This window comes from Nonomuraea sp. NPDC049480 (genome assembly GCF_044465905.1).
GTDB lineage: Bacteria > Actinomycetota > Actinomycetes > Streptosporangiales > Streptosporangiaceae > Nonomuraea.
On sequence record NZ_JBITMD010000035.1, the window covers coordinates 66,032 to 86,908 of the forward strand.

Here is a 20,877-nt window from a genome sequence, read left to right on the forward strand (position 1 = left end):
ACGGATGTGAGGAAGAACACAGGCTCGAGTGTCACACGGCGCGGAATTCTCGGTCACCCCACGATCCCCCTATGCCGGAGCGAGGCCCAGGTGGAGGTACGAGGCAGTAGGGGTTGTCCGCTATAGGGGTGGGCCGCGACATTCGAATCACAGATCCCGGTGAAAGGACAACGATGACGGTCCTGACCGCTATTTCCACCGAAGCAATACTCGATCCCAGGTCGCCATCGGTACGCCTCTCGCGACTGCTGGACCACGGCTCGATCGTGCCGATGTCCGGCGACGACGAGAGCGGCGTGCACGCCGTGCACGGGCTGATCGACGGCTCGCCGGTCGTGGCCTTCTGCACCGACGCGACCCGCATGGGCGGCGCGCTGGGCTGGGTCGGCGCGAACCGCATCGTGGAGGCCATCCAGCTGGCCGTCCGCCGGCGCTGCCCGGTGATCGGCCTGTGGCACTCCGGCGGCGCGCGGCTGGCCGACGGCGTGGAGTCGATGGACGGAGTCGGGCGCATGTTCGCCGCCATGACGGCGGCCTCCGGCCTCATCCCGCAGATCTCGGTCGTGCTCGGACCGGCCGCAGGCGCCGCGGCCTACGGGCCCGCGCTGACCGATGTGATCATCATGTCGGACTCGGCCCGCGTCTTCATCACCGGGCCCGACGTCGTCCGCACCGTCACCGGTGAGGACATCGACATGGCGGGTCTGGGCGGTCCGGAGGCGCATGGCCCCAAGTCCGGGGTCGCGCACATCACGGTCGACTCCGAGGAGGCGGCGTACGACCGGGCGCGCCTGCTGGCGGGGTTCTTCACCCACCCCGGCCGCTTCGACTTCGCCGCGCTGTGCGAGCCGCGCGACCTGCGCGCGCTGCTGCCGGACCAGCCGCGCCGCGCCTACGACGTCCGGCCGGTCGTACGCAACCTCCTGGACGAGGACTTCCTGGAGCTGCAGCCGCGCTGGGCCCCCAACATGGTGGTCGGGCTCGGCCGGCTCGGCGGGCGGGCCGTGGGCCTGCTGGCCAACAACCCGCTGCGCAAGGGCGGCTGCCTCGACTCGCTCTCGGCCGAGAAGGCCTCGCGTTTCGTGCGGATGTGCGACTCGCTCGGCGTTCCGCTCGTGGTCGTGGTCGACGTCCCCGGCTACCTGCCGGGCGTCCAGCAGGAATGGGGCGGCGTGGTCAGGCGGGGCGCCAAGCTGCTGCACGCCTTCGCCGAGTCGGTCGTCCCCCGGGTGACGCTCATCACTCGCAAGTCGTACGGCGGCGCCTACATCGCCATGAACTCCCGCTCGCTGGGCGCCACCGCGGTGTACGCGTGGCCCGACGCGGAGGTGGCGGTGATGGGGGCCGAGGCGGCCGTGGGCATCCTGCACCGCAAGCGGCTGGCCGCGGTGCACGAGTCCGAGCGGGCGGACCTGCACGCGCGGCTGCTGCAAGAACATCAGCGCACTGCCGGCGGGGTCGAGCGTGCCATGGCGCTCGGCGTGGTCGACGAGGTCATATCGCCTTCGGAGACCCGTCGCCGGCTGGCAGAGGCACTGGCACAGGCACCGCAGTCCCGCGGCTGCCACACCAATATCCCACTCTGAATCGAGGAGACCATGTCAACCATCACCGTCATGCTCCTGGGGGGCCCGAATCACCTGCCGCAGGAGCGGCGCATCATGACCGTCGCGAGGGGGTGCGAGAAGATCAAGCTGCCGTTCGGCAGCGGTTATGAGCACTTCCTGCACCGCGGCGAGCAGAAGAAGATCGACGGGCGGGAATTGCCCGTCTACCAGTGGATCATGCGAACGGCCATCGCGGAGTAGACATGTCGGCGTTGCTCGCCATCAGCGACCTCCACATCGGCCACGCGGAGAACCGGGAGATCGTGGAAGCGCTCAAGCCCGGGTCCGCCGCTGACTGGCTGCTGATCGCGGGCGACGTCGCCGAGCTCATGGCCGATGTCGAATGGGCGTTGCGCCTGCTCAGCAGGCGCTTCGCCAAGGTCGTGTGGACTCCTGGCAACCACGAGCTGTGGACCCACCCGAGCGACCCGTTCCGCCTGCGCGGCGCCGAGCGGTACGACCATCTGGTGCGGTTCTGCCGCGAGCTCGGCGTCGTCACGCCGGAGGACCCTTACCCGGTGTGGGAGGAGTCGCTCATCGTGGCGCCGCTGTTCTCGCTGTACGACTACACCTTCCGCGTCCCCGGCGCGCGCTCGCGGGCCGAGGCCCTGTCCCAGGCCTACGAACGCGGCGTGATCTGCACGGACGAGATGCTGCTCCACCCGGACCCGTACCCCTCGCGGCAGGCATGGTGCGCGGCCAGGGTGGAAGAGACCGAGCGGCGGCTGAACGACCTGCCCGCCGGCCTCCCGGCCGTGCTGGTCAACCACTGGCCGCTGGTCCGCGGGCCCACCGACATCCTGCGGTACCCGGACTTCGCCCTGTGGTGCGGCACCGAGCGCACCGGCGACTGGCACGTGCGGTTCAATGTGCACACGGTCGTCTACGGGCATCTGCACATTCCCCGGACCACGTGGCACAACGGCGTCCGCTTCGAGGAGGTGTCGCTCGGCTACCCCCGCGAATGGCGGCGGCGGCGCGGCGCGGCGGGCCTTTTACGGCCGATCGGCCGGCGAAGCGCTTAAGGGTGTGCTAGGGGTGGGAAATCGCGCTGCCCGGCGATTCAATATGAGCAACAGGTTTGACGGATGTTTATCCGGCCGGCGAGGTGAGGCATTGGACTAGACGTCGTACTCCTTTTGCGAAGCAGCCACAAAAAGAAGAGCCATCGCCCATGACAAGACGGGCGATGGCTCTCTCTGTGTGCAAAATTTCCCGAATTGCCGGAATTTCCCGGAAACGCCGCGGCGGCCGCCTTTCGGCGGCCGCCGGCGGGCCGGCGACGTTCGTCAGCTGGCCGTCGCCAGCTTGACCTCCTCGATCCTGCCGCAGCGCCCGGCGGCCGCGCCGACCGCGGCGAGGGCAGCGTCGACCACGTCGGTGCGGACGCCGACGCCCCAGACCGTCGTGCCGCCCACCTTGCACTCGGCGTAGACCATCGTCTCCATGCTGGTGATGCGGCCGGTGCTCCCGGTGCGGTGGACCGCTCGCACATCGATCCCCCAGGGCGCCAGCGCGGCGCCGATGGATCGCACGGCCTGCTCGCGCTGGCCGTGCACGTGCAGCGTGGCGCTGATCCGCTCGCCGCCGGCCCCCGGCAGGCCGGCCGCGTCCCCGCGGGCGACGTACTCGCGCTCGAACAGCGCGCGGATCTCGTCCGGCGACAACTCGCTGCCCCGCAGGTCGGTGTCCGACTGGACGACGCGGGCGAAGTCCCTCTGCAGCTCGCGCGGCAGCTCCATGCCGTGCCACGCGCTCATGATGTAGGCGATGCCGCCCTTGCCGGACTGACTGTTGATCCGCACGATCGCCTCGTACGTGCGCCCGACGTCCTTGGGGTCCACGGGCAGGTACGGCATGGTCCACGGCATCTCGTCGACGCTGACGCCGGACTCGGCGGCCTCGAGCTCGAGCCGGTCGAAGCCCTTCTTGATCGCGTCCTGGTGCGAGCCGGAGAAGGCGGTGTACACCAGCTCGCCGCCATAGGGATGCCTGGGGTGCACGGGGATCTCGTTGCAGTGCTCGACCGTGTCGCGAATGTGGTCGATGTCGGAGAAGTCGATCCGCGGGTCCACCCCGTGGGTGAACATGTTCATGCCCAGCGTCACCAGGCACACGTTCCCCGCGCGCTCCCCGTTGCCGAACAGGCAGCCCTCGATCCGCTGGGCCCCGGCCAGCAGCGCCATCTCGGCCGCGGCCACCCCCGTGCCCCGGTCGTTGTGAGGGTGAATGGACAGGCAGACGTGCTCCCGGCGGGACAGGTTGCGGTCCAGCCACTCGATCTGGTCGGCGAACACCGACGGCAGCGAGCGCTCCACGGTGGTGGGGAAGTTCAGAACGATCGGGCGGCTCGCCCCGGGCTCCCACACGTCCATGACGGCCTCGCAGACCTCCAGGGCGAAGTCCGCCTCCGTCTCGTTGAAGAGCTCCGGCGAGTACTGGTAACGCAGGTCGCAGTCCGCCAGGTCCCGCTCGGCGTACTTCATCATCAGCCGGGTGCCGTGCACGGCCAGGTCCTTGCACTGCGCGCGGTCCATGTCGAACACCACGCGCCGGAAGAGCGGCGCGGTCGCGTTGTAGAGGTGGAAGGTCGCGCGGGGGGCGCCGGCGAGCGCGCATACCGAGCGCTCGATCAACTCGTCTCTGGCCGGTACGAGCACCGAGATCCACACGTCGTCGGGAATCCTGTCTTCCTCGACCAGCATGCGGACGAAGTCGTAGTCGTCCTGGCTGGCGACCGGGAACCCGACCTCGATCTCCTTGTAGCCCATGCCGACGAGCAGCTCGAACATCTGCAGCTTCCGTGCCGGCGACATCGGGTTGGCCAGCGACTGGTTTCCGTCACGCAGGTCCGTGGACAGCCAACGCGGCGCGGCCAGGATCCTCTTGTCCGGCCAGGTGCGATCGGCCAGCGCCAGCGGAGTGAAGTTGGCATAACGTTCCACGGAGCGGGTGGGTGACATAGTGAATCCCCTTCGCTGGTTCATGGTGTGCCTCTAGGAGATCTCCGGTCACAACGTACAATCGGCGGGGCGCGCGGAACAGGTGGGGGATCACGAGAATGCCCGTCCTTAGCCATAGGATCGGGCGGAGTATCGAGAGTGCGGGTCCCGGTATCTTTCGACGCACCCCCCTTTTCGCACCCCTGCGCGCCGATCACAATCCGGTCATGGCGGCTATCGAATCGGCGTTGCTCCAGCGCGGCGGGATGTGCCTGGCGGAATCCCGTCCTTCAGTCCAGCTGATGTATCTGCTGCGTTTCCTCACCGGTGCGGCGCTGTGCGCCGAGGTCGCCGGCGACAACGGCCACTTGGGCAGGACGGCGTGGGGCGCCGTCGCCTGGATGACGATGCTGTTCGCGATCTACCTCTTCAACGGCGTCACGGACCTGGAGGAGGACCGGCTCAACGGCTCGGGCAGGCCCATCGCCCGCGGCGACCTGGAGCCCGGCCTGGCCAGTTCGGTCGCGGTGTGCACGGCGCTGCTGTCCCTCGTGGCCGGCTTCGCGCTCAGCCCGGTGATGGGCGGCATGCTCGTGGCCATGCTGGTGCTCGGCTACCTCTACTCGGGCCCGCCGTTCCCGCTCAAGCGCAGCTCCGCCGGCACGGTCTTCACCGGGTTCGCCGCGACCCTGCTCACGTACTTCGGGGGCGTCTTCGCCCATGCGGGCCAGCTCACGAGCTCGACGATGCTGATCGTCTTCGTGGTCGCCGCCTCGCTGTGGACGGCCCTGGTGGGCTCGACGGCCAAGGACCTGCCGGACATCGAGGGCGACGCGCAGGCGGGCCGGGCGACCTTCGCGGTCGTGCACGGTGAGCGCGTGCTGCGCCGGGCGATCACCCTCGTCGCGCTCGGGCTCGCGGTCGCTTTCACGGTGGTGATCCTGGTCCTGGATCTGCCGCTGTGGTCCGGCGCGCTGGCCATGCTCGCCGGGGCCGCGGTCATCGCGGTCCTGTGCGCGAAGGGCTTCCGACGCGAACCGTACGGCGCTTTCATGGCGACCCAGTACGCCCTGCACGGCCTGACGATCCTGCCGCTCGCCTGACGACCGGCAAGGCCCTGCCTGGGCGGATCTTCCGGGCAGGGCTCAGCGCCGGCGGTTCCTCCGGCCACCGATCGGCGGGGCTCAATCCTCAGCGAAGGCTCCGGCCCCGCCGTGCAGGAAGACGTCCTCCAGCCGCCGGCACGTCGCCTCGCTCAGCACCACCCTGCTGGAGACCGCGTTCATCTCCAGGTGGACCGGATCGCGCGTGCTGGGGACCGGCACCACGTGGGGCCCCCTCGACAGCAGCCAGGCCAGGGCCAGGCGGCCCGTGCTGACGTCCATACTCGCCGCCTCGGCCTCCACCTGCCTGAGCATGGCGAGGTTCCGCTCCAGCTCGGGCGTCTTGAAACGGGGATCGGTGCGGCGGACGTCTCCGGGGGCGAGTGCCCGGCTCGAGATGCCGCGCCCGGCCAGGAAGCCACGGCCCAGCGGCCGGCAGGCCATCATGCCGATCCCGAGCTCGCGCGCCACCGGCAGCTGGTCGAGCTCGACGTCACGGCACATCAGCGAATATTCCATGGCCAGGGCGGCGATCGGGTGGACCTCGTGCGCCCGGCGCAGCTCCTCCCCCGTCACCCCGGACAGGCCCACGTGGCGGACCTTCCCCGCCTCCACCAACTCGGCCAGCTGACCGGCCGTCTCCTCGATGGGCACGGACCGCGCCTCGCAGCCGACGATGTAAAGGTCGACGAAGTCGACGCCCAGCCGCTTCAGCGAGGCCTCGCACGACTGCGCCAGCCGTCCGGAGTCGGCGTCGCGCTGGGAGGTCCCCGTCGACAGGAGGAGTTCGTCACGCCATGGCCTGATGGCCTCGCCGACGAGTCGTTCGACTTCACCGCCGGCGTGATCATCGGACATTGCTATTAATGTCACCCCGGTGTCGGGGAGACCATGGATCAGTGAAATCGATTCCTCTCGGTCCACTTCGCCGTATACGCCTGAGAGAGCCAGACAGCCGAAGCCAAGACACGAGGTCACCGGCCCCGTATCGCCTAGCTTCCTGTTGTCCACGACACTCCCTCCACTCGACGTCATGGGTATTACCATACGATCTGGGCTTCAGGATTGCGTCACAACCCCTATCCGCCACGACGTCGGTGAATAATTGGGAAATTTATCACTTATCACAGCCTGACAGGCCTCGCAACTCCGAGTTATGTGCTCTGTCAACAATGCTGTCCACCACGCGGATTCCGCGTGGTGGACAGACTCTGGAGGGTTTCAGCGCATCGTCGGGCTGAGCTCCAGATTGGCGGGCAGATCCGAACGCTGGGTGATGCCGAGCTTGCGGTAGATGCGGGTCAGGTGCTGCTCGACCGTGCTCACCGTGATGAACAGCTTGGCGGCGATCTCCCGGTTGGTGTAGCCGACCGCCGCCAGGCCGGCGACCCGGCGCTCGGCGTCGCTGAGGATGGCGGCCACCTTGCTCATTTCCGCGTTCTCCCCGGCGGCGCCGGAGCCGTCACCGGCCAGCGCCTGGCTCAGGGGCTGGGCGCCGCACTCCTGGGCGAGGGTGCGGGCGCGGCTGGCGATGATGCCCGCCCTGCGGAACTCTCCGACGCCGTGGAAGGCCTCAGTGAGATCGACCAGCGACCTGGCGAGCTCGTAGCGGTCGCCGCAGGCGTGCAGGCGGTCGGAGGACTGCCGCAACAGCATGGGCCGGTGCCTGGCCTCGCTGGTGGCGGCGAGCACGCGCAGCGCCATACCGTGCGTACGGGAGGCCCCCGGGCCGCACCGCGACATTTGCTCCTCGATCAGGACGCGGGCCTCCTCGGTCTTGCCCATCCTGATGAGGGCCTCGGCGGCGTCGGCCCGCCAGGCGATGAACCCCGGCGTGTCCATCTCCCACTCCCCCATGAGCTCGCCGCAGAAGCGGAAGTCGCGCAGCGCGGCCGCCGAGTGGTCGATCGCGAGGTGGTAGCGCCCGCGGGCGTGCAGGTAGTGCAGCCCGAAGCGGGTCTGCAGCATGGCCTCCGGCACCGGCGTGTTGACCTGCTCCAGGGCCTCGTCGTACAAGCCCATGGCCGTGGTGGCCAGGATCAGGTTGGCCAGCGGCGCGCCCACGGCCACGCCCCAGCTGGCCGGCGGGATGAGCTGCAGGGCCAAGCGCGCGCACGAGGCCGCGGTCTCCAGGTCGCCGCACCGCATGGCGATCTCGGCGCGGATCGCGGTGAGCCGGGCCCGGCGGGCCGGGGCGCGGCGGGACTCCGCCTCCTCGATGAAGGCGTCGCACCAGGGTGCCGCCTTGTCGGGCCAGCCTCCGTAGACGAGGGCGAGCAGGGAGCTCTCCACCGTGTCCATGGACATCTCGTCCAGGTGGGAGCTCCGCAGGATGCGCTCGACCATGCTCAGTATGCGCTCGCGCGGCCCGCGGGTGAGGACCGAGGCCAGCGCGTTGGCCGCCTCCAGCCGGCGGCTCACCCGCACCGGCAGCACGGGCTCCCTGGCCTGCTCGCTGGTCGACCTGTCGACGTGGGCCAGCAATGGGGGCGCCGAGCTGCGCAGCCACAGCCGGGTGCCGATGAGCTCGGCCACGGTCTGCGGCTCGGTGTCGCCGCTCTCCTTCAGGTGTTCGAGCACCTGGCAGGCCTCGTCCACCTTGCCGTGCCACAGCAGCGCCCTGGCCAGGACGACCGCGTCGCTGCCGCGCAGGGTGCCGTTGTGCAGGGCGTCGGTCAGCTCGGCGATGTGCTCGCCCGGGGTTCTGGGGTTGATGCGCCATTCGGCGCGCATCAGAAGCGTCGCGATGGTGGTACGCCGGCGCTCGTCGGTGCATCCCCGCCAGGCGAGCTTGAGATAGTCCACGGCCAGGTTGACGAACCCGTCGTCCAGCCGGTGCAGTGCCGCCGACTCCAGCACGGGCACGGCCCAGGGCAGGTCGGCCGCCTCCGCGCCGAGCAGGTGCGTTGCTATGGCGACCGCGTCGGCGCCCTCGGCGTAGAGCAGTTCGGCGGCGCGCCGGTGCACGCCGCGGCGCACCTCGTCGCTCAGCTCGGCCAGCACCGTCCGCCGCGCGATCTCGGCCCGGTAGCGGCCGGAGCGCAGCAGCCCGGCGGTCTCCAGCCAGTGCAGGGCCTGGGAGACGATCGCGGGGTCCGGGCCGATCATGCGCTGCAGGAGGTCCGGGTCGTCCAGGGCGGCGAGCCAGCCGGCGACCTGCATCAGCGCGGGGTCGGCCCGGTGCAGGCACGACAGCACGGCCTCGCCGTAGCGTTCCCCGGGGGCGCCCCCGCTCGTCCCGAAGTCCTCGATCAGGCCGCGGAGCAGGAGCGGGTTGCCGCCGCTGAGGGCGTACCACTCCGGCGCCAGGCCCGCGGCCACCTCCTCGTCCAGGTGCTCGGACGTCATGGTGGTCACGGCGTCGTACGACAGCGGCGCCAGCCTGACGGCGGTGCAGTGCGGCTGGCGCAGCATCTCGGTGGCGAACGAGCCGTGCATGTGCTGCCGGTATTCAGCCTGGCTGAAGACGACCATGAGCGGCGAGCACCTGGCCCTGCGTACGAGGTAGGAAAGGCAGAGCAGCGAGGCCCGGTCCGCGTAGTGGACGTCATCGATGACGATCGCCAGCGGGTGGCGCTCGGCCAAAGAGAGCAGCACCGCGCAGAGTGAGTGCACGATCTGGGCGTCGATCTGATCGAAGCCGTCCCCCTTCGCGGGAGAGGCCATCTGCGCGCCCTCGCGCAACAAGTCGGCCGCGAGCGCGCTCGCGTCCTCGCGTAACGGCGCGTTCTGGAAAAGCTGCCCGAACACGCCCAGCGGGAGGTCGCTCTCCGCCCGGGTGGCAGCCGCCACTAGCGGCAGCGCGCCCCGTTCGAGAGCCTGCTCGGCGAAAGCGTGCAGCAACTCGCTCTTGCCTGTCGCGACGACCCCGGTCACCATCGCGACCCTGCCCTTGCCGGCCACGGCCTCGGCGAGGAGGTCGTGCATGGAGGTCATGGCCGCATCTCTCTCGAACAGCCCCATGATGGACACCCCTTTTTCAGAAAGGCAATTTGCGACCGGAAGGAGTTCGGAGATCCAAAGAGTTATTCAGCTCTTTTTTCGGCTTCGACGTCTTGATCTGCCGGATTTGCCTCATGACCCTCAACCTCTTCCGCACCCGCTTCTGGGTTGACGGTCATCACGCTAGGTGTTAGCACGGCGGGCCGACAATACGACATATCCTTAAAAAGCGCTTGTCGCGTCATACGGACCAATCGGCCTCCAACTTTCGGACCACAGCGTGGTCCGAGTCATATCGCCGAGTCGTACCGAAGGGACCGGCGCACCAGGTCGCAGGGCACTCGAGGCCGGCACGGGCCACAGCGGCAGGCAGGCAGACAGGCGGGCAGGGTTAATTTGAGCCTGGCTCATGTCAGACGGCCGCGATAATGATCATGACAGGCTCACAGCTCACAACCGACCCCAGATGAATCGTTAGGTCAGACCCCGCCGCGCCGACCGCGCCACGCCGCCGATCACAGAATGCGGACATTTCCATATGTGACCTGTTTGCGCTGGTCAGTGGCTTGAACCACGAAGGCGAGGGCCCTGCCGACCTGCACTCACTATCTTCATACAGTTGCCTACTCACCGGTGTTGACCCAAGATGTAAGCATTTCTGCAGCTCTCCAAGGGGACACGGTGGGAGACATTGCGCAAAAGGGAGATGCTACGGGGCCAGCCAACATTATCGAGGAGTGTCGAACGGACATCCTGCAGAAGTACGAGCAGGGGCTTACCGCCATCGGCAGTGTGCTGATCAAGGACCAGCGCACGAAGACCCAGGTCATGACCAACGCGAGCCAGATCCTGACAGAGATGGCCAACACGCTACGCACCGGAAGACTGCAGGACGACGAGGAGTCCGTGTTCCTGGCTTGGGACATCGGCGTCTCAAGGGCATCCGCCGGCGTCCACCCCCGGGAATCGCTCATGGCGGCGTCGGTGTTCTTCCGAGCCGCCTTCACCACGCTCAGTCAACGACTCCTGGGGGAGAGCCAGGCCGCGCAGTTGCTCAAGCTCGTGGTCACGGCTCTGGAGCAGAGCATCTCCATGCGCATCAGGGAGGCCGCGAGCAGTTACACGGGCTTCCTGCTGAACAAGGTGACCGAGGCGCAGAGGGCCGAGCGCCAGCGGATCGCCAGGGAATTACACGACCGCATCGGCCACAGCATCAGCGTGGCCCAGCGGCAACTGGAGCTGTCGAACCTCTACCGGCCGACCGAACCGGCGAAAGCGCTGGCCAAGCTGGAAATGGCGCAGCAGGCCATCCAGGAGACGATGTACAACCTGCGCCAGGTCACCTCCGACCTCCATCCCCCCGGCGGCAGGACTCTCGAGAAGGGCCTGCTCGGTTACCTCGACATGGTCGGGGCCGACGACGTGCAGATCGAGCTCGTGGTCAACGGAGACCAGAGCTGGGCGCCCCCGAACGTGAGCGAGGAGTGCCTGCTCATCCTGCGTGAAGCGGCCCGCAACGCGCTCACCCACGGAGCACCCTCGGCCATCCTCATCAGAATCGACGTCGCCCCCCACGAACTGGTCGCCTCCGTGATCGACGACGGATGCGGCTTCGACCCCGACCAGCCGACGCCCAAGGGAAGCATGGGACTGTCCTCCATCAGGGAGCGCACCCAGCTACTCGGCGGCACGGTCACCATCGCGAGCGAGCCTGGCCGGGGAGTTAGGATCGACCTCACCGTCCCCCTCCAGAGGCGATCCGATGATCAGGAGTGACCAACCGACCACGATCGCCATAGTGGACGACCACGCGCTCTTCCGGGAAGGACTCAGGGAGATCCTGGACGCCCAGGACGGGCTGGCCGTGGTCGGCGAGGCCGGCACCTCCAGCGGCGCCCTCAACCTCGTGGCGGACGCGAAGCCGGACATCCTCCTTCTCGACGTGGAGATCCCCGGCGACTCGGCCACCGACACCGTGACGCGCCTGCGAATGCAGTCGCCGAACACCCAGATCATCATCCTGAGCATGTACGACGGGCCGCAGCTGCTGCGCAGGCTCCTCGCCGCCGGCATCCGCGGCTACCTCCTGAAGAGCGTCCACTGGCACGAGCTGGTCTCGGCCATCCGCAGCGTGCACGACGAGCCGGAACGCGTCGTCCTCGCCGTCTCGCGCGAGAGCCTCGCCCAGATGGAGAGCGCTCCTTCCGAGGTGCTGACGAGCAAGGAGCGGGAAGTCCTCGAACTGGCCGCTCAGGCGCTCAGCAACCGGCAGATCGCCGCCCGCATCAACACCACGGAAGCCACGGTCAAACGCCACCTCCGCAACATCTTCGTGAAGCTCGGAGCGGCGTCCCGCATCGACGCCGTCAACCGGGCGATCGAGGCCTCGCTGATCCAGCCGTCGAGGAATCGTACCGACACATGACCAGCCCCCTTATCAGCCTGCGTTGACCCCGGAACAGCCGCTGGACGGCCCGAGAAGACGGGCCGTGACATTCCTTTCCGCCAGGGCCGTGCCTAGCGTGGAATTGTGAATGCGAATGCCTTGATCGGGAGCATCCTTCCCCCGTGGGTCGTGGCCGTCGACACCTTCGACGACCACGACGCAGTGCTCTTTCCCGCAGAAGAAGAGGTGATCAGCCGATCGGTGGAGAACCGGCGCAAGGAGTTCGCCACGGCACGCATGTGCGCCAGGGCCGCCATGGGCGTCCTGGGCCTGCCGCCGCAGCCTCTCCTGCCCGGCGTGCGTGGCGAGCCTCAGTGGCCGATCGGCTTCGTGGGCAGCATCACGCATTGCGCGGGTTACCGCGGCGCCGTGGTCAGCCCCGGTGCCGACACCATCACAATCGGCATCGACGCCGAGCCCGACGAGCCGCTGTCGAACGGCGTCCTGGAGGCCGTCTCGCTGGCTGAGGAGCGCAAGGCGCTGAGCGCGCTCGCCGCCGACTACCCGGACGTGTCGTGGGACCGCCTGCTGTTCTCCGCCAAGGAGGCGGTCTACAAGGCGTGGTTCCCGCTGGCGAAGCGGTGGCTGGACTTCGAGGACGCGATCTTGACCTTCGATCCGGTGGCGGGTAAATTCTCCGCCCGGCTCCTGGTCACCGGGCCTCAGGTGGAGGGCCGGCAGCTGATGGGCTTCTCCGGCCGGTGGATGGCCACGGAGGGGCTCCTGCTCACCGCCATCGCGCTGTCCGCCAGCTCGGCCTCCCGGCGCCGCCGCTCGGCGCTCAAGCGTCCCGTCCCGCAGGCCATCGTGCGCGCCTGACCCGGCCGCGAGGCCCCGGCCGCGAGGCGCGACAGGCCGATGCCGCGCGCACGAAAACGGCCGCGTACATAAATAGTTCTGGACACGTTAATAACACGGCCGGGCACGCGAAATGACGGTGGCGTCGATGCGATCCGCCACCGTCACAAGGATTTCTTCGCGTCAGCGCGTCAGCTGTCCCGGGCCGTCCAGCGAAAAGTCTTCATACAAAGCAGCAGGGACCCCGCGCACCAGGCGACGAGCACAAGTGCGATCATCGGATGCTCCCAAGAGCCGGCCGGTTCCATGGCCGCCGCGTGGTCGGGCAGGAACACCGACCGCACCCCCTGGGTGATCCACTTGAGCGGGAACAAGGCCGCGAAATACTGCAGAAAACTCGGTACATCGGAAAAGGGCATGTAGACGCCTGAGCAGAACTGCACGATGAGGAACGGCAACGTGATCACCGCGTTGGCGCCCCGTGTGGACTTCGGCAGGCTGCCGACGGCGATGCCCAGCAGGGTGCACGCGATGCCGCCGAGGAAGAGGACCCAGGTGAAGGTCACCCACTTCTCGAACGAGGCAGGCAGCTGCAGCCCGAACAGCAGCACCCCGACCACGATCAGGATGGCGACCTCGGCCACCATGCACACCAGGACCTGGATGACCTTCCCGCCGAAATAGGCCATCCGCGGCATGGGCATGCCGTACAGCCTCTTCAGCGTCCCGTCGTGCCGCTCCAGTGCGACGTTGATGCCCAGGTTCTGGAAGGACGTGCTCATGATGCCGGCGCCGATCATGCCGGCGGTGAGGAGCTGCGCAGCCGTCACGCCGCCGATGTCCGGCTTGTTGGCCTGCATCGCGCCGAGCAGCAGCAGCATGACCGCCGGGAGCGAGAAGATGACGATGAACTGGCTCTTGGTGCGGAAGAAGCTCCGGAGCTCCAGCGCGCCACGCTTGAGCGCCAGCCGGCCGACGCTGGGCAGGCGCGCCGTGCTCGCGGTGGGAATGCGGGTGGGTGGTCTTGACATCGTGGTTGTCACGGCTGGTCTCCGATAAGGCCGAGGTAGATGTCTTCGAGGCTCGGGCGGGTCACGCTCAGCTCGGGGATCTCCCCGTCGAACTGGGTGCCGAGTTCGGCGACGACCTTGGTGGGCGTCGCGGTCTTGACGCTGCGCTCGCCGTCCGGGGCGGACCAGGTGACGGTCGCCATGGCCTGCGCGCGACCGGCGAGCGTGGCCGGATCACCCAGCGCGACGATCTGGCCGCCCACGAGCACGCCCACCCGGCTGGCCAGCGCTTCGGCCTCGTCCAGGTAGTGCGTGGTCAGCAGGATGGTGGTGCCCTCGTCGGCCAGCCGCGAGATGAGGTCCCAGAACTGGCGGCGGGCCGCGGGGTCGAACCCTGTGGTGGGCTCGTCCAGGAAGACCAGCTCGGGGTTGCCGACGACGCCGACCGCCACGTCCACCCTGCGCCGCTGGCCGCCGGACAGGTTGCGGGTCCTGACGTCGGCCTTGCTGGTGAGGCCGACGAGCTCGATCACGTGGTCGGGATCGCGGGGCCGCGGGTAGTAGCTCGCGTAGTGATGGACCATCTCGCGAACGGTCATCTCCGCGGCGTCGGTTGCCGACTGCAGCACGATGCCGAGCCTGGAGCGCCATACGCGTCCGGCCCGGCCTGGGTCCTCGCCGAGCACGCTGATCTCGCCGGCGTCCCGGCGGCGGTGCCCTTCGAGAATCTCAACAGTTGTCGTCTTACCTGCGCCATTGGGTCCGAGGAGTGCGAACACCTCGCCTCTGGCGATATCCAGGTCGACGCCGTCGACGGCAAACGTGTCGCCGTAACGCTTGCGCAGCTCACGTACGCGCACCGCTGTATCGCTCATGCAATCAGGGTTGGGGATCCGCGCTGCCTCCGACACCCCTATTCCTGGTTTCACCTGGTCAGGGGCCAGAGTCGCAGGTAGGCCCCGAAATCAAGGAGTTGACCCCTATCAACCGATCGGGGGATGTCGTAAGAGGCGGCGCATGGGGACTCTGTAAACATGACAGTCATCGAAATCGAGGGCATGAGTAAGAGCTACCGAGGCCGCCAGGTTCTGGAGAGCGTATCCCTGAAGGTTGAGCGGGGCGAGATCTTCGGGATCGCCGGCCCCAACGGCGCGGGCAAGACCACGACCGTCGAGTGCATGGCCGGCCTGCGGCAGCGCGACGGCGGCGTCCTGCGCATCCTCGGCCTGGACCCGCAGACGGACCGGCGCGAGCTGCTGCCGCGCCTTGGCGTCCAGCTGCAGGAGGCGTCCCTGCCGGACGCGATCAAGGTGGGCGAGGCGCTGAAGATGTACGCCTCGTTCTACGAGAAGCCCGCCGACTGGCGGGTGGTCATGGACCAATGGGGGCTCACCGAGCGGCAGCGCTCCAGGTTCGGGAACCTGTCCGGCGGCTGGAAGCAGCGGCTGTTCATCGCGCTGGCGCTGGTCGGCAACCCGGAGGTCGTGTTCCTTGACGAGCTCACCACCGGCCTGGACCCCTCCGCCCGCCGCATGACCTGGGGCCTGATCCGGGAGATCCGCGACCGCGGGGCGACCGTCGTGCTGGTCACCCACTTCATGGACGAGGCCAAGGCGCTGTGCGACCGCATGGCGATCATCGACCACGGCCGCGTCATCATCCAGGGCACCCCGGACGAGCTGATCGTCCAGGGTCGTACGGAAAACCTGGAGGACGCGTACTTCGCGCTGACTGGAGGGCTGGCGGCATGAGAGGCATCACGCAGGTCATCGGGGTCGAGCTCAAGCTGATCGTGCGGGATCCGATGTCGGCGTTCTTCGCGCTGGCCTTCCCGACGGTCATGCTCTGGGTCAAGCTGCGCACGGGCAAGCCCCTTCCCGGCGGGCTGCCGTCGGTGGACGCCAACGTGCCGATGCTGACCATCTTCGTCATCGGCATGGCCACACTGGTCATCCTGCCGGCGACACTGGCCCAGTATCGCGAGCGCCTGGTGCTGAAGCGGCTCCGTGCCACCCCCGCCTCGCCCGGCATGCTGTTCGGCGCTCAGCTGGCCGCTCACGTGCTGCTGGCCGTGCTCGGCACGGCGCTGATCATCGCCGTCGGTGCCATCGGCTACGGCCTGTCGTCTCCCGCCAGCGTGGGCGCCGTGGTCGCGGCGTGGCTCCTGGCCGCGCTGAGCCTCAGCGGCATCGGCCTCCTGCTCGCCGCCGTCGTCCCCTCCGGCCGCACCGCGACCGTGCTCGGGCTGGCCCTGTTCTTCCCGATGGTCTTCATCTCCGGCGCGGTGATCCCGTTCGAGAGCATGGGCGGCGCGATGAAGTCCATCGGCGGGATGACGCCCATGGCGCCTGCCGTCGAGACGATCCGCGCCGCCTGGGAGGGTCAGGCCCTGTCCCCCGTGAGCATGGCCGTCATGCTGGGGATCTGCCTCGTCAGCGGCGGCATCGCCATCAAAGCCTTCCGGTGGTGAGCAACGCCGACCGCGAAAGGCCGGGACCGGTGGTCGTCTCCACCGGTCCCGACTTTTCGCGCTGGGACCGGGTCTGGCCCGTGCTGCCCTACCTGTTCATCCTGCTTCCCGCCGCGTTCTCGCTGTCGCAGAACTGGCGGCTGGACACGGTGGCGCTGGTGGTGTTCGCCGTGGCCTGGCACTGGTTCATGGTGGCAGCGCGCCCGGAGTGGATCAGTGTGCCGGCGGTGGCGGTCGTCTACTTCGTCGTCCTGCTCGCCGTCATCGGAGCGCTGGTCAGCATCGACTCGGTGTTCACGGTGACCGGGCCCGCGGCGTTCATCCAGTCCTTCACGCTGCTGCCCCGGTGGTGGGCGTACGCGGGTGTGGTCGCGACCGCCGGGGTGCTGGTCTCGATGCGGCCCGAGGCCGGGCGGAGCGTGACCGAGATGCTCTACTCCTTCCTGGTCGCGGCGCTCATCGCCTCCGCGGTGGGCCTGATCGTCAAGACCATCTCCGACCAGAACGAGAGCCGCAAGGCGATGATCGAGCAGCTCCGGGAGACCAGCGCCAAGCTGGCCACGCTCGCGGAGGAGAACGCCAGCCTGCAGGCCCAGCTGCTGAGCCGGGCCAGGGAAGCCGGGGTGCTCGGGGAGCGGCAGCGGATGGCCAGGGAGATCCACGACACCATCGCACAGGGGCTGACCGCCATCGTCACCCAGGTCGAGGCCGCCGAGGAGGCGCTCGAGGACCTGGCGGCCGCGCGTTCCCGCCTCGACACGGTGCGCACCTTGGCCAGGGACAGCCTGAACGAGGCCCGCCGATCGGTCCAGGCGTTGCGCCCGGCGCCACTGGCCGACGCCCAGTTGCCCGCCGCCGTGCGGGACGTCGCGGACAAGTGGTCGCAGACCACCGGCGTGCCCGCCACGCTGTCGGTCACCGGTGACGCCCTGCCGCTGCATCCGGAGGTGGAGGTGACCCTGCTGCGGGTGGCGCAGGAGGCGCTGGCCAACGTCGCCAAGCACGCGGCGGCCGGACGAGTTGCCCTCACTCTGTCGTACATGGAAGATGTCGTGGTGCTTGACGTACGGGATGACGGAGCCGGATTCAGCCCCGAGCCGCTGGATGCCTCCGTCGCGCCCGCTACCGTGGAGTCAGGCGGTTTCGGGCTCCTCGCCATGCGGCAGCGCGTGACGAGGCTGGCCGGCGACTTCCAGGTGGAGTCCGCTCCAGGCGAGGGCACCGGCATTTCCGCCACTGTCCCCGCCATCCCGGCCGCCGACACCGAGCCGCTTGCCGTCCCAGAAACGCCGGGTGAGATATGCCGATTCGTCTGATCATCGTGGACGACCACCCTGTCGTACGCGATGGACTGCGCGGGATCTTCACCGGCGACGAGTTCGAGGTGGTCGGCGAGGCGGGCGACGGGCCGGAGGCGCTGGCCGTGGCCAAGCGCACCAATCCGGACGTGGTCCTCACCGACCTGCGCATGCCGAAGATGAAGGGCGCCGAGCTCATCCGCCGGCTGCGCGAGCAGATGCCCGAGGTCCGTGTGCTCGTGCTGACCACGTTCGACAACGACGTCGACGTGCTGCCCGCGATCGAGGAGGGCGCGACCGGCTACCTGCTCAAGGACACTCCACGGGCCGAGCTGCGCCGCGCCGTGCAGGCGGCGGCCCGCGGCGAGACCGTGCTGTCGCCTTCCGTGGCGGGAGTGCTGACGCACAAGCTCCGCGCGCCGCAGCAGCAGACGCTCAGCCGCCGGGAGCTGGAGGTGCTCTCGCTCATTTCCCGCGGCGCCACCAACCGCGAGGTGGCCGTGCGGCTGTTCATCACCGAGGCGACCGTGAAGACGCATTTGCTGCACATTTTCGCCAAGCTCGAGGTGAAGGACCGCGCGGCCGCCGTGGCCGCCGCTTATGAGACCGGCCTGCTCAAGCCGGGGGCCGATGGCTGATTAAGGGCGTTTAGGGGTGGGCCGCCATTTCCATGGTTCATACCGTGGAACAGGCGGCCGTTTCTCTTCCCAGCTGAATTTTGGAGATGAGCCTATGAACACCCTTGCCCTGGCCGATCCTGGTGCCGAGTTGGAGATCGTCGGTGGCAAGGGCGAGTCCCTCGCCCGCCTGGCCCGGGCCGGCCTGCCGGTGCCCGCGGGTTTTCACGTCACCACCGGCGCCTACCGCGACTTCGTCGCCCGTCACGATCTCCGGGAGGCGATACTCTCCGGGGACGCGGCCGAGATCCAGGCGTTGTTCGCCGCCCATGAGATGCCGCCGGAGATCGCCGCCGACATCAGGGCCGCGTATGAGTCGCTGGGCGGGAACCCGGCGGTGGCCGTGCGGTCGTCGGCGACCGCGGAGGACCTCCCCGGGATGTCGTTCGCCGGGCAGCAGGACAGCTATCTCAACATCCGCGGCGCCGACCAGGTCCTGGACGCGGTCAAACGCTGCTGGGCCTCGCTGTGGACCGAGCGGGCGATCGCCTACCGCGACCGCCACGGCATCTCGCGGGACGAAGTGGCCATCGCGGTCGTCGTCCAGGAGCTGGTGTCCGCCGACGCGGCCGGCGTGATGTTCACCGAGGACCGCGACCGGCTGACCATCAACGCGGCGTGGGGGCTGGGCGAGGCGGTCGTCGGCGGCCTGGTCACGCCGGACACGGTCACGATCGACCGGGCCGTCCGCATGGTCGTCGACCAGCGGATCGCGGCCAAGACCGTCATGACCGTACGCACCGCCGAGGGCACCCGCGAGGAGCCGGTCCCGCCCGGCAAGCGCGAGGAGCCGGTGCTGACCACGGCGCAGGCGGTGGGGCTCGCCGAGCTGGGCATGGACATCGAGGAGCTGTACGGGCGCCCGATGGACGTCGAATGGGCGCTGCACCGCGGTCGTCCGCACATCCTGCAGGCCAGGCCGATCACCGGCCAGCGTGAGATGTGGAACGACTCGCTCAAGGGCGACTACCTGTGGAGCAACGGCAACCTGGGTGAGGCCATCCCCAGCGTCATGACGCCGTGCACCTGGTCGCTCGTGCAGGCGTTCATCTCCGAAATCATGATCGTCAGTGACCTCGGCGGGCACCCCATGTGCGGGAACATCGGCGGCCGCGTCTACATGAACATGAGCCTGACCGCCTCGCTCGGCAAGGCGCTCGGCATGTCCAAGAAGATCCGCGACACCCAGCTGCCGATCTACGGCAAGCTGCCCGAGGGCGTCGAGACCCCGCTGCTGCCGATGTCGCGCTGGCAGACCCTCAAGGCGGCCAAGCCGATGCTGGGCGGACGCCGCGAGATCCAGAAGCTCGTCGCGCGGATCCCGGAGTACATCGCCACCGCGCCCGCGATCACCGAGGAGCTCCGCGCCAAGATCGCTGGCAGCAACGACCTGGTGACGCTCTGGCAGGACGAGGTCGAGCCGCGGTTCGCGGAGTGCAACCGCATGCTCGCCGCCGCCGCCCGCCAGGACGCCGGCTCGCTCGTCTACCTCGGCGCCCGGCTGGCGAAGCTGGTCGGTGAGAGGGACGCCACCGTGCTGATGTCCGGGGTCCAGGGAGGGGACGGCAGGCTGGAGAGCCTCGGCCCGCTGCTCGGCCTGGCGCGGATCAAGCGGGGCGAGATCTCCCGCGAGGAGTACATCGGCCGGTACGGGCACCGGTGCCCGGACGAGTTCGAGGTCTCCGCGGCCCGGCCCGTGGAGAACCCGGACTGGCTGGAGGAGCAGCTCGCGGGCCTCACGGTCGATCCGGCGGAGTTGCTGGAGCGGCAGGAGGAGGCCGGCCGGGCCGCCTGGCGGCGCTTCCACGAGCGTTACCCGAGGAAGGCCGCGAAGTTCCGCCGCGACGTCGACCGGTGGGAGGCGATCGTCCGCTCCCGCGAGGAGACCAGGTCGGAGATGATGCGCGGCTTCTGGATGGTGCGTGACTTCGTGCTGCGCGCCGGGGAGGTGACCGGGCGCGGCGACGACCTGTTCTTCCTGACGATCGCGGAGATCCTGGACGTCCTGAGCGGCTCTCGCCGGCCGCTGACGCGGGTGGACGGGCGGCGGGCGACGTACGAGCTGTACAAGTCGCTGCCGCCGTACCCCGGCATCATCCGCGGCCGGTTCGACCCCGAGCGGTGGGCCGCCGACCCCGACCGCCGAGGCGACGTGTACGACGCCGCCGCGACGGTGGCGCCACCGTCGCAGACCATCAGCGGCTTCCCCGGCGCGGCCGGCGTGGTCGAGGGCACCGCCAGGGTGCTCGCGTCCGTGGCGGAGGGCGACCGGCTGGGCGAGGGGGAGATCCTGGTGACGACCGTGACGAACGTGGGCTGGACGCTGCTGTTCCCGCGGGCGTCGGCGGTCGTCACCGACGTGGGGGCGCCGCTGTCGCACGCCGCGATCGTGGCGCGTGAGCTGGGGATCCCCGCCGTCGTCGGGACCAGGAACGCCACCATGCTGGTGCGAGACGGTGACCGGATCCGCGTCGACGGGAGCACGGGCAGCGTCGAGGTGATCACGGAGGCGGCGCTCGTACTGAGCTGACCGCGGAACGCGACGAAGGCGCCGGGCTCGAGGAGAGCCCGGCGCCTTCCTGCA

The 20,877-nt window shown here is 69.0% G+C and carries 17 protein-coding genes; 12 read left to right on the forward strand and 5 right to left on the reverse strand.

Translation table 11 applies throughout. The features are described from left to right. The first annotated feature begins 173 nt into the window (after window positions 1-173). The 3 genes from ACIBX3_RS53805 to ACIBX3_RS53815 are packed head-to-tail and all read left to right on the forward strand — an operon-like array spanning window position 174 to window position 2,632. Window positions 174-1,586, forward strand: a complete 1,413-nt coding sequence (locus tag ACIBX3_RS53805) for an acyl-CoA carboxylase subunit beta (protein WP_397128561.1) — start codon at window positions 174-176, stop codon at window positions 1,584-1,586. 12 nt (window positions 1,587-1,598) lie between these two features. Next, complete coding sequence (locus ACIBX3_RS53810) at window positions 1,599-1,808, forward strand: DUF5988 family protein (RefSeq protein WP_397128562.1); 210 nt, start codon at window positions 1,599-1,601, stop codon at window positions 1,806-1,808. Window positions 1,809-1,810: 2 nt separating this feature from the next. Further along, entirely contained in the window at window positions 1,811-2,632 is an 822-nt protein-coding gene (locus tag ACIBX3_RS53815) for a metallophosphoesterase family protein (RefSeq protein WP_397128563.1), read from the forward strand. A 264-nt stretch (window positions 2,633-2,896) separates the two neighbouring features. Here the strand turns inward: ACIBX3_RS53815 and ACIBX3_RS53820 are convergent, their stop codons facing one another. Further along, window positions 2,897-4,570 carry a 2-isopropylmalate synthase gene (locus tag ACIBX3_RS53820; RefSeq protein ID WP_397128564.1) on the reverse strand — a complete coding sequence of 558 codons (1,674 nt, stop codon included), beginning with the start codon at window positions 4,568-4,570 and terminating at the stop codon, window positions 2,897-2,899. A 206-nt stretch (window positions 4,571-4,776) separates the two neighbouring features. Here ACIBX3_RS53820 and ACIBX3_RS53825 point away from each other — a divergent pair, with 206 nt between their 5' ends. Beyond that, on the forward strand, window positions 4,777-5,652 hold the full coding sequence (locus ACIBX3_RS53825) for a UbiA family prenyltransferase (RefSeq protein WP_397128565.1): 876 nt from the start codon (window positions 4,777-4,779) through the stop codon (window positions 5,650-5,652). An 81-nt stretch (window positions 5,653-5,733) separates the two neighbouring features. On the opposite strand, the gene ACIBX3_RS53830 is transcribed toward ACIBX3_RS53825, so the two are convergent. Next, complete coding sequence (locus tag ACIBX3_RS53830) at window positions 5,734-6,699, reverse strand: aldo/keto reductase (RefSeq protein WP_397128566.1); 966 nt, start codon at window positions 6,697-6,699, stop codon at window positions 5,734-5,736. Window positions 6,700-6,873: 174 nt separating this feature from the next. Continuing rightward, entirely contained in the window at window positions 6,874-9,615 is a 2,742-nt protein-coding gene (locus ACIBX3_RS53835) for an AAA family ATPase (protein ID WP_397128567.1), read from the reverse strand. Window positions 9,616-10,386: 771 nt separating this feature from the next. Here ACIBX3_RS53835 and ACIBX3_RS53840 point away from each other — a divergent pair. The 3 genes from ACIBX3_RS53840 (at window position 10,387) to ACIBX3_RS53850 (ending at window position 12,859) form a co-directional block, all read left to right on the forward strand. Beyond that, complete coding sequence (locus ACIBX3_RS53840; protein WP_397128568.1) at window positions 10,387-11,370, forward strand: sensor histidine kinase; 984 nt, start codon at window positions 10,387-10,389, stop codon at window positions 11,368-11,370. After that, window positions 11,357-12,019, forward strand: a complete 663-nt coding sequence (locus tag ACIBX3_RS53845) for a response regulator (RefSeq protein ID WP_397128569.1) — start codon at window positions 11,357-11,359, stop codon at window positions 12,017-12,019. Before ACIBX3_RS53840 ends, ACIBX3_RS53845 begins: the two co-directional genes overlap by 14 nt. Window positions 12,020-12,124: 105 nt before the next feature. After that, window positions 12,125-12,859, forward strand: coding sequence for a 4'-phosphopantetheinyl transferase (locus tag ACIBX3_RS53850; RefSeq protein WP_397128570.1), 735 nt, complete (start codon window positions 12,125-12,127; stop codon window positions 12,857-12,859). A gap of 170 nt (window positions 12,860-13,029) precedes the next feature. On the opposite strand, the gene ACIBX3_RS53855 is transcribed toward ACIBX3_RS53850, so the two are convergent. Both ACIBX3_RS53855 and ACIBX3_RS53860 read right to left on the reverse strand, forming a co-directional pair. After that, on the reverse strand, window positions 13,030-13,881 hold the full coding sequence (locus ACIBX3_RS53855) for an ABC transporter permease (RefSeq protein WP_397128571.1): 852 nt from the start codon (window positions 13,879-13,881) through the stop codon (window positions 13,030-13,032). Beyond that, the gene (locus ACIBX3_RS53860) at window positions 13,878-14,723 is read right to left on the reverse strand and encodes an ABC transporter ATP-binding protein (protein ID WP_397128572.1); all 846 of its coding nucleotides are present in this window, start codon (window positions 14,721-14,723) and stop codon (window positions 13,878-13,880) included. Before ACIBX3_RS53860 ends, ACIBX3_RS53855 begins: the two co-directional genes overlap by 4 nt. Before the next feature lie 159 nt (window positions 14,724-14,882). On the opposite strand from ACIBX3_RS53860, the gene ACIBX3_RS53865 reads away from it, so the two are divergent. From ACIBX3_RS53865 to ACIBX3_RS53885, 5 genes are all read left to right on the forward strand, one after another. Continuing rightward, window positions 14,883-15,599 (forward strand): ABC transporter ATP-binding protein, encoded by a 717-nt coding sequence (locus ACIBX3_RS53865; protein WP_397128573.1) that lies wholly within the window; start codon window positions 14,883-14,885, stop codon window positions 15,597-15,599. Beyond that, the gene (locus tag ACIBX3_RS53870) at window positions 15,596-16,318 is read left to right on the forward strand and encodes an ABC transporter permease (RefSeq protein ID WP_397128574.1); all 723 of its coding nucleotides are present in this window, start codon (window positions 15,596-15,598) and stop codon (window positions 16,316-16,318) included. Before ACIBX3_RS53865 ends, ACIBX3_RS53870 begins: the two co-directional genes overlap by 4 nt. Beyond that, complete coding sequence (locus ACIBX3_RS53875; protein WP_397128575.1) at window positions 16,315-17,634, forward strand: sensor histidine kinase; 1,320 nt, start codon at window positions 16,315-16,317, stop codon at window positions 17,632-17,634. The genes ACIBX3_RS53870 and ACIBX3_RS53875 overlap by 4 nt, the downstream gene beginning before the upstream one ends. Continuing rightward, the gene (locus ACIBX3_RS53880; protein ID WP_397128576.1) at window positions 17,619-18,254 is read left to right on the forward strand and encodes a response regulator; all 636 of its coding nucleotides are present in this window, start codon (window positions 17,619-17,621) and stop codon (window positions 18,252-18,254) included. The genes ACIBX3_RS53875 and ACIBX3_RS53880 overlap by 16 nt, the downstream gene beginning before the upstream one ends. A 94-nt stretch (window positions 18,255-18,348) precedes the next feature. After that, window positions 18,349-20,823, forward strand: coding sequence for a PEP/pyruvate-binding domain-containing protein (locus ACIBX3_RS53885; RefSeq protein WP_397128577.1), 2,475 nt, complete (start codon window positions 18,349-18,351; stop codon window positions 20,821-20,823). Window positions 20,824-20,877: the final 54 nt, after the last annotated feature.

What these genes read in the sequence shown, in the direction of transcription:
- ACIBX3_RS53825 (WP_397128565.1), top strand. Translation starts at nt 4,777, where the DNA reads ATGGCGGCTATCGAATCGGCGTTGCTCCAGCGCGGCGGGATGTGCCTG.
- ACIBX3_RS53845 (WP_397128569.1), top strand. Translation starts at nt 11,357, where the DNA reads ATGATCAGGAGTGACCAACCGACCACGATCGCCATAGTGGACGACCAC.
- ACIBX3_RS53805 (WP_397128561.1), top strand. Translation starts at nt 174, where the DNA reads ATGACGGTCCTGACCGCTATTTCCACCGAAGCAATACTCGATCCCAGG.
- ACIBX3_RS53870 (WP_397128574.1), top strand. Translation starts at nt 15,596, where the DNA reads ATGAGAGGCATCACGCAGGTCATCGGGGTCGAGCTCAAGCTGATCGTG.
- ACIBX3_RS53880 (WP_397128576.1), top strand. Translation starts at nt 17,619, where the DNA reads ATGCCGATTCGTCTGATCATCGTGGACGACCACCCTGTCGTACGCGAT.
- ACIBX3_RS53860 (WP_397128572.1), bottom strand. Translation starts at nt 14,723, where the DNA reads ATGAGCGATACAGCGGTGCGCGTACGTGAGCTGCGCAAGCGTTACGGC.
- ACIBX3_RS53835 (WP_397128567.1), bottom strand. Translation starts at nt 9,615, where the DNA reads ATGGGGCTGTTCGAGAGAGATGCGGCCATGACCTCCATGCACGACCTC.
- ACIBX3_RS53815 (WP_397128563.1), top strand. Translation starts at nt 1,811, where the DNA reads ATGTCGGCGTTGCTCGCCATCAGCGACCTCCACATCGGCCACGCGGAG.
- ACIBX3_RS53810 (WP_397128562.1), top strand. Translation starts at nt 1,599, where the DNA reads ATGTCAACCATCACCGTCATGCTCCTGGGGGGCCCGAATCACCTGCCG.
- ACIBX3_RS53865 (WP_397128573.1), top strand. Translation starts at nt 14,883, where the DNA reads ATGACAGTCATCGAAATCGAGGGCATGAGTAAGAGCTACCGAGGCCGC.
- ACIBX3_RS53820 (WP_397128564.1), bottom strand. Translation starts at nt 4,570, where the DNA reads ATGTCACCCACCCGCTCCGTGGAACGTTATGCCAACTTCACTCCGCTG.
- ACIBX3_RS53830 (WP_397128566.1), bottom strand. Translation starts at nt 6,699, where the DNA reads ATGGTAATACCCATGACGTCGAGTGGAGGGAGTGTCGTGGACAACAGG.
- ACIBX3_RS53885 (WP_397128577.1), top strand. Translation starts at nt 18,349, where the DNA reads ATGAACACCCTTGCCCTGGCCGATCCTGGTGCCGAGTTGGAGATCGTC.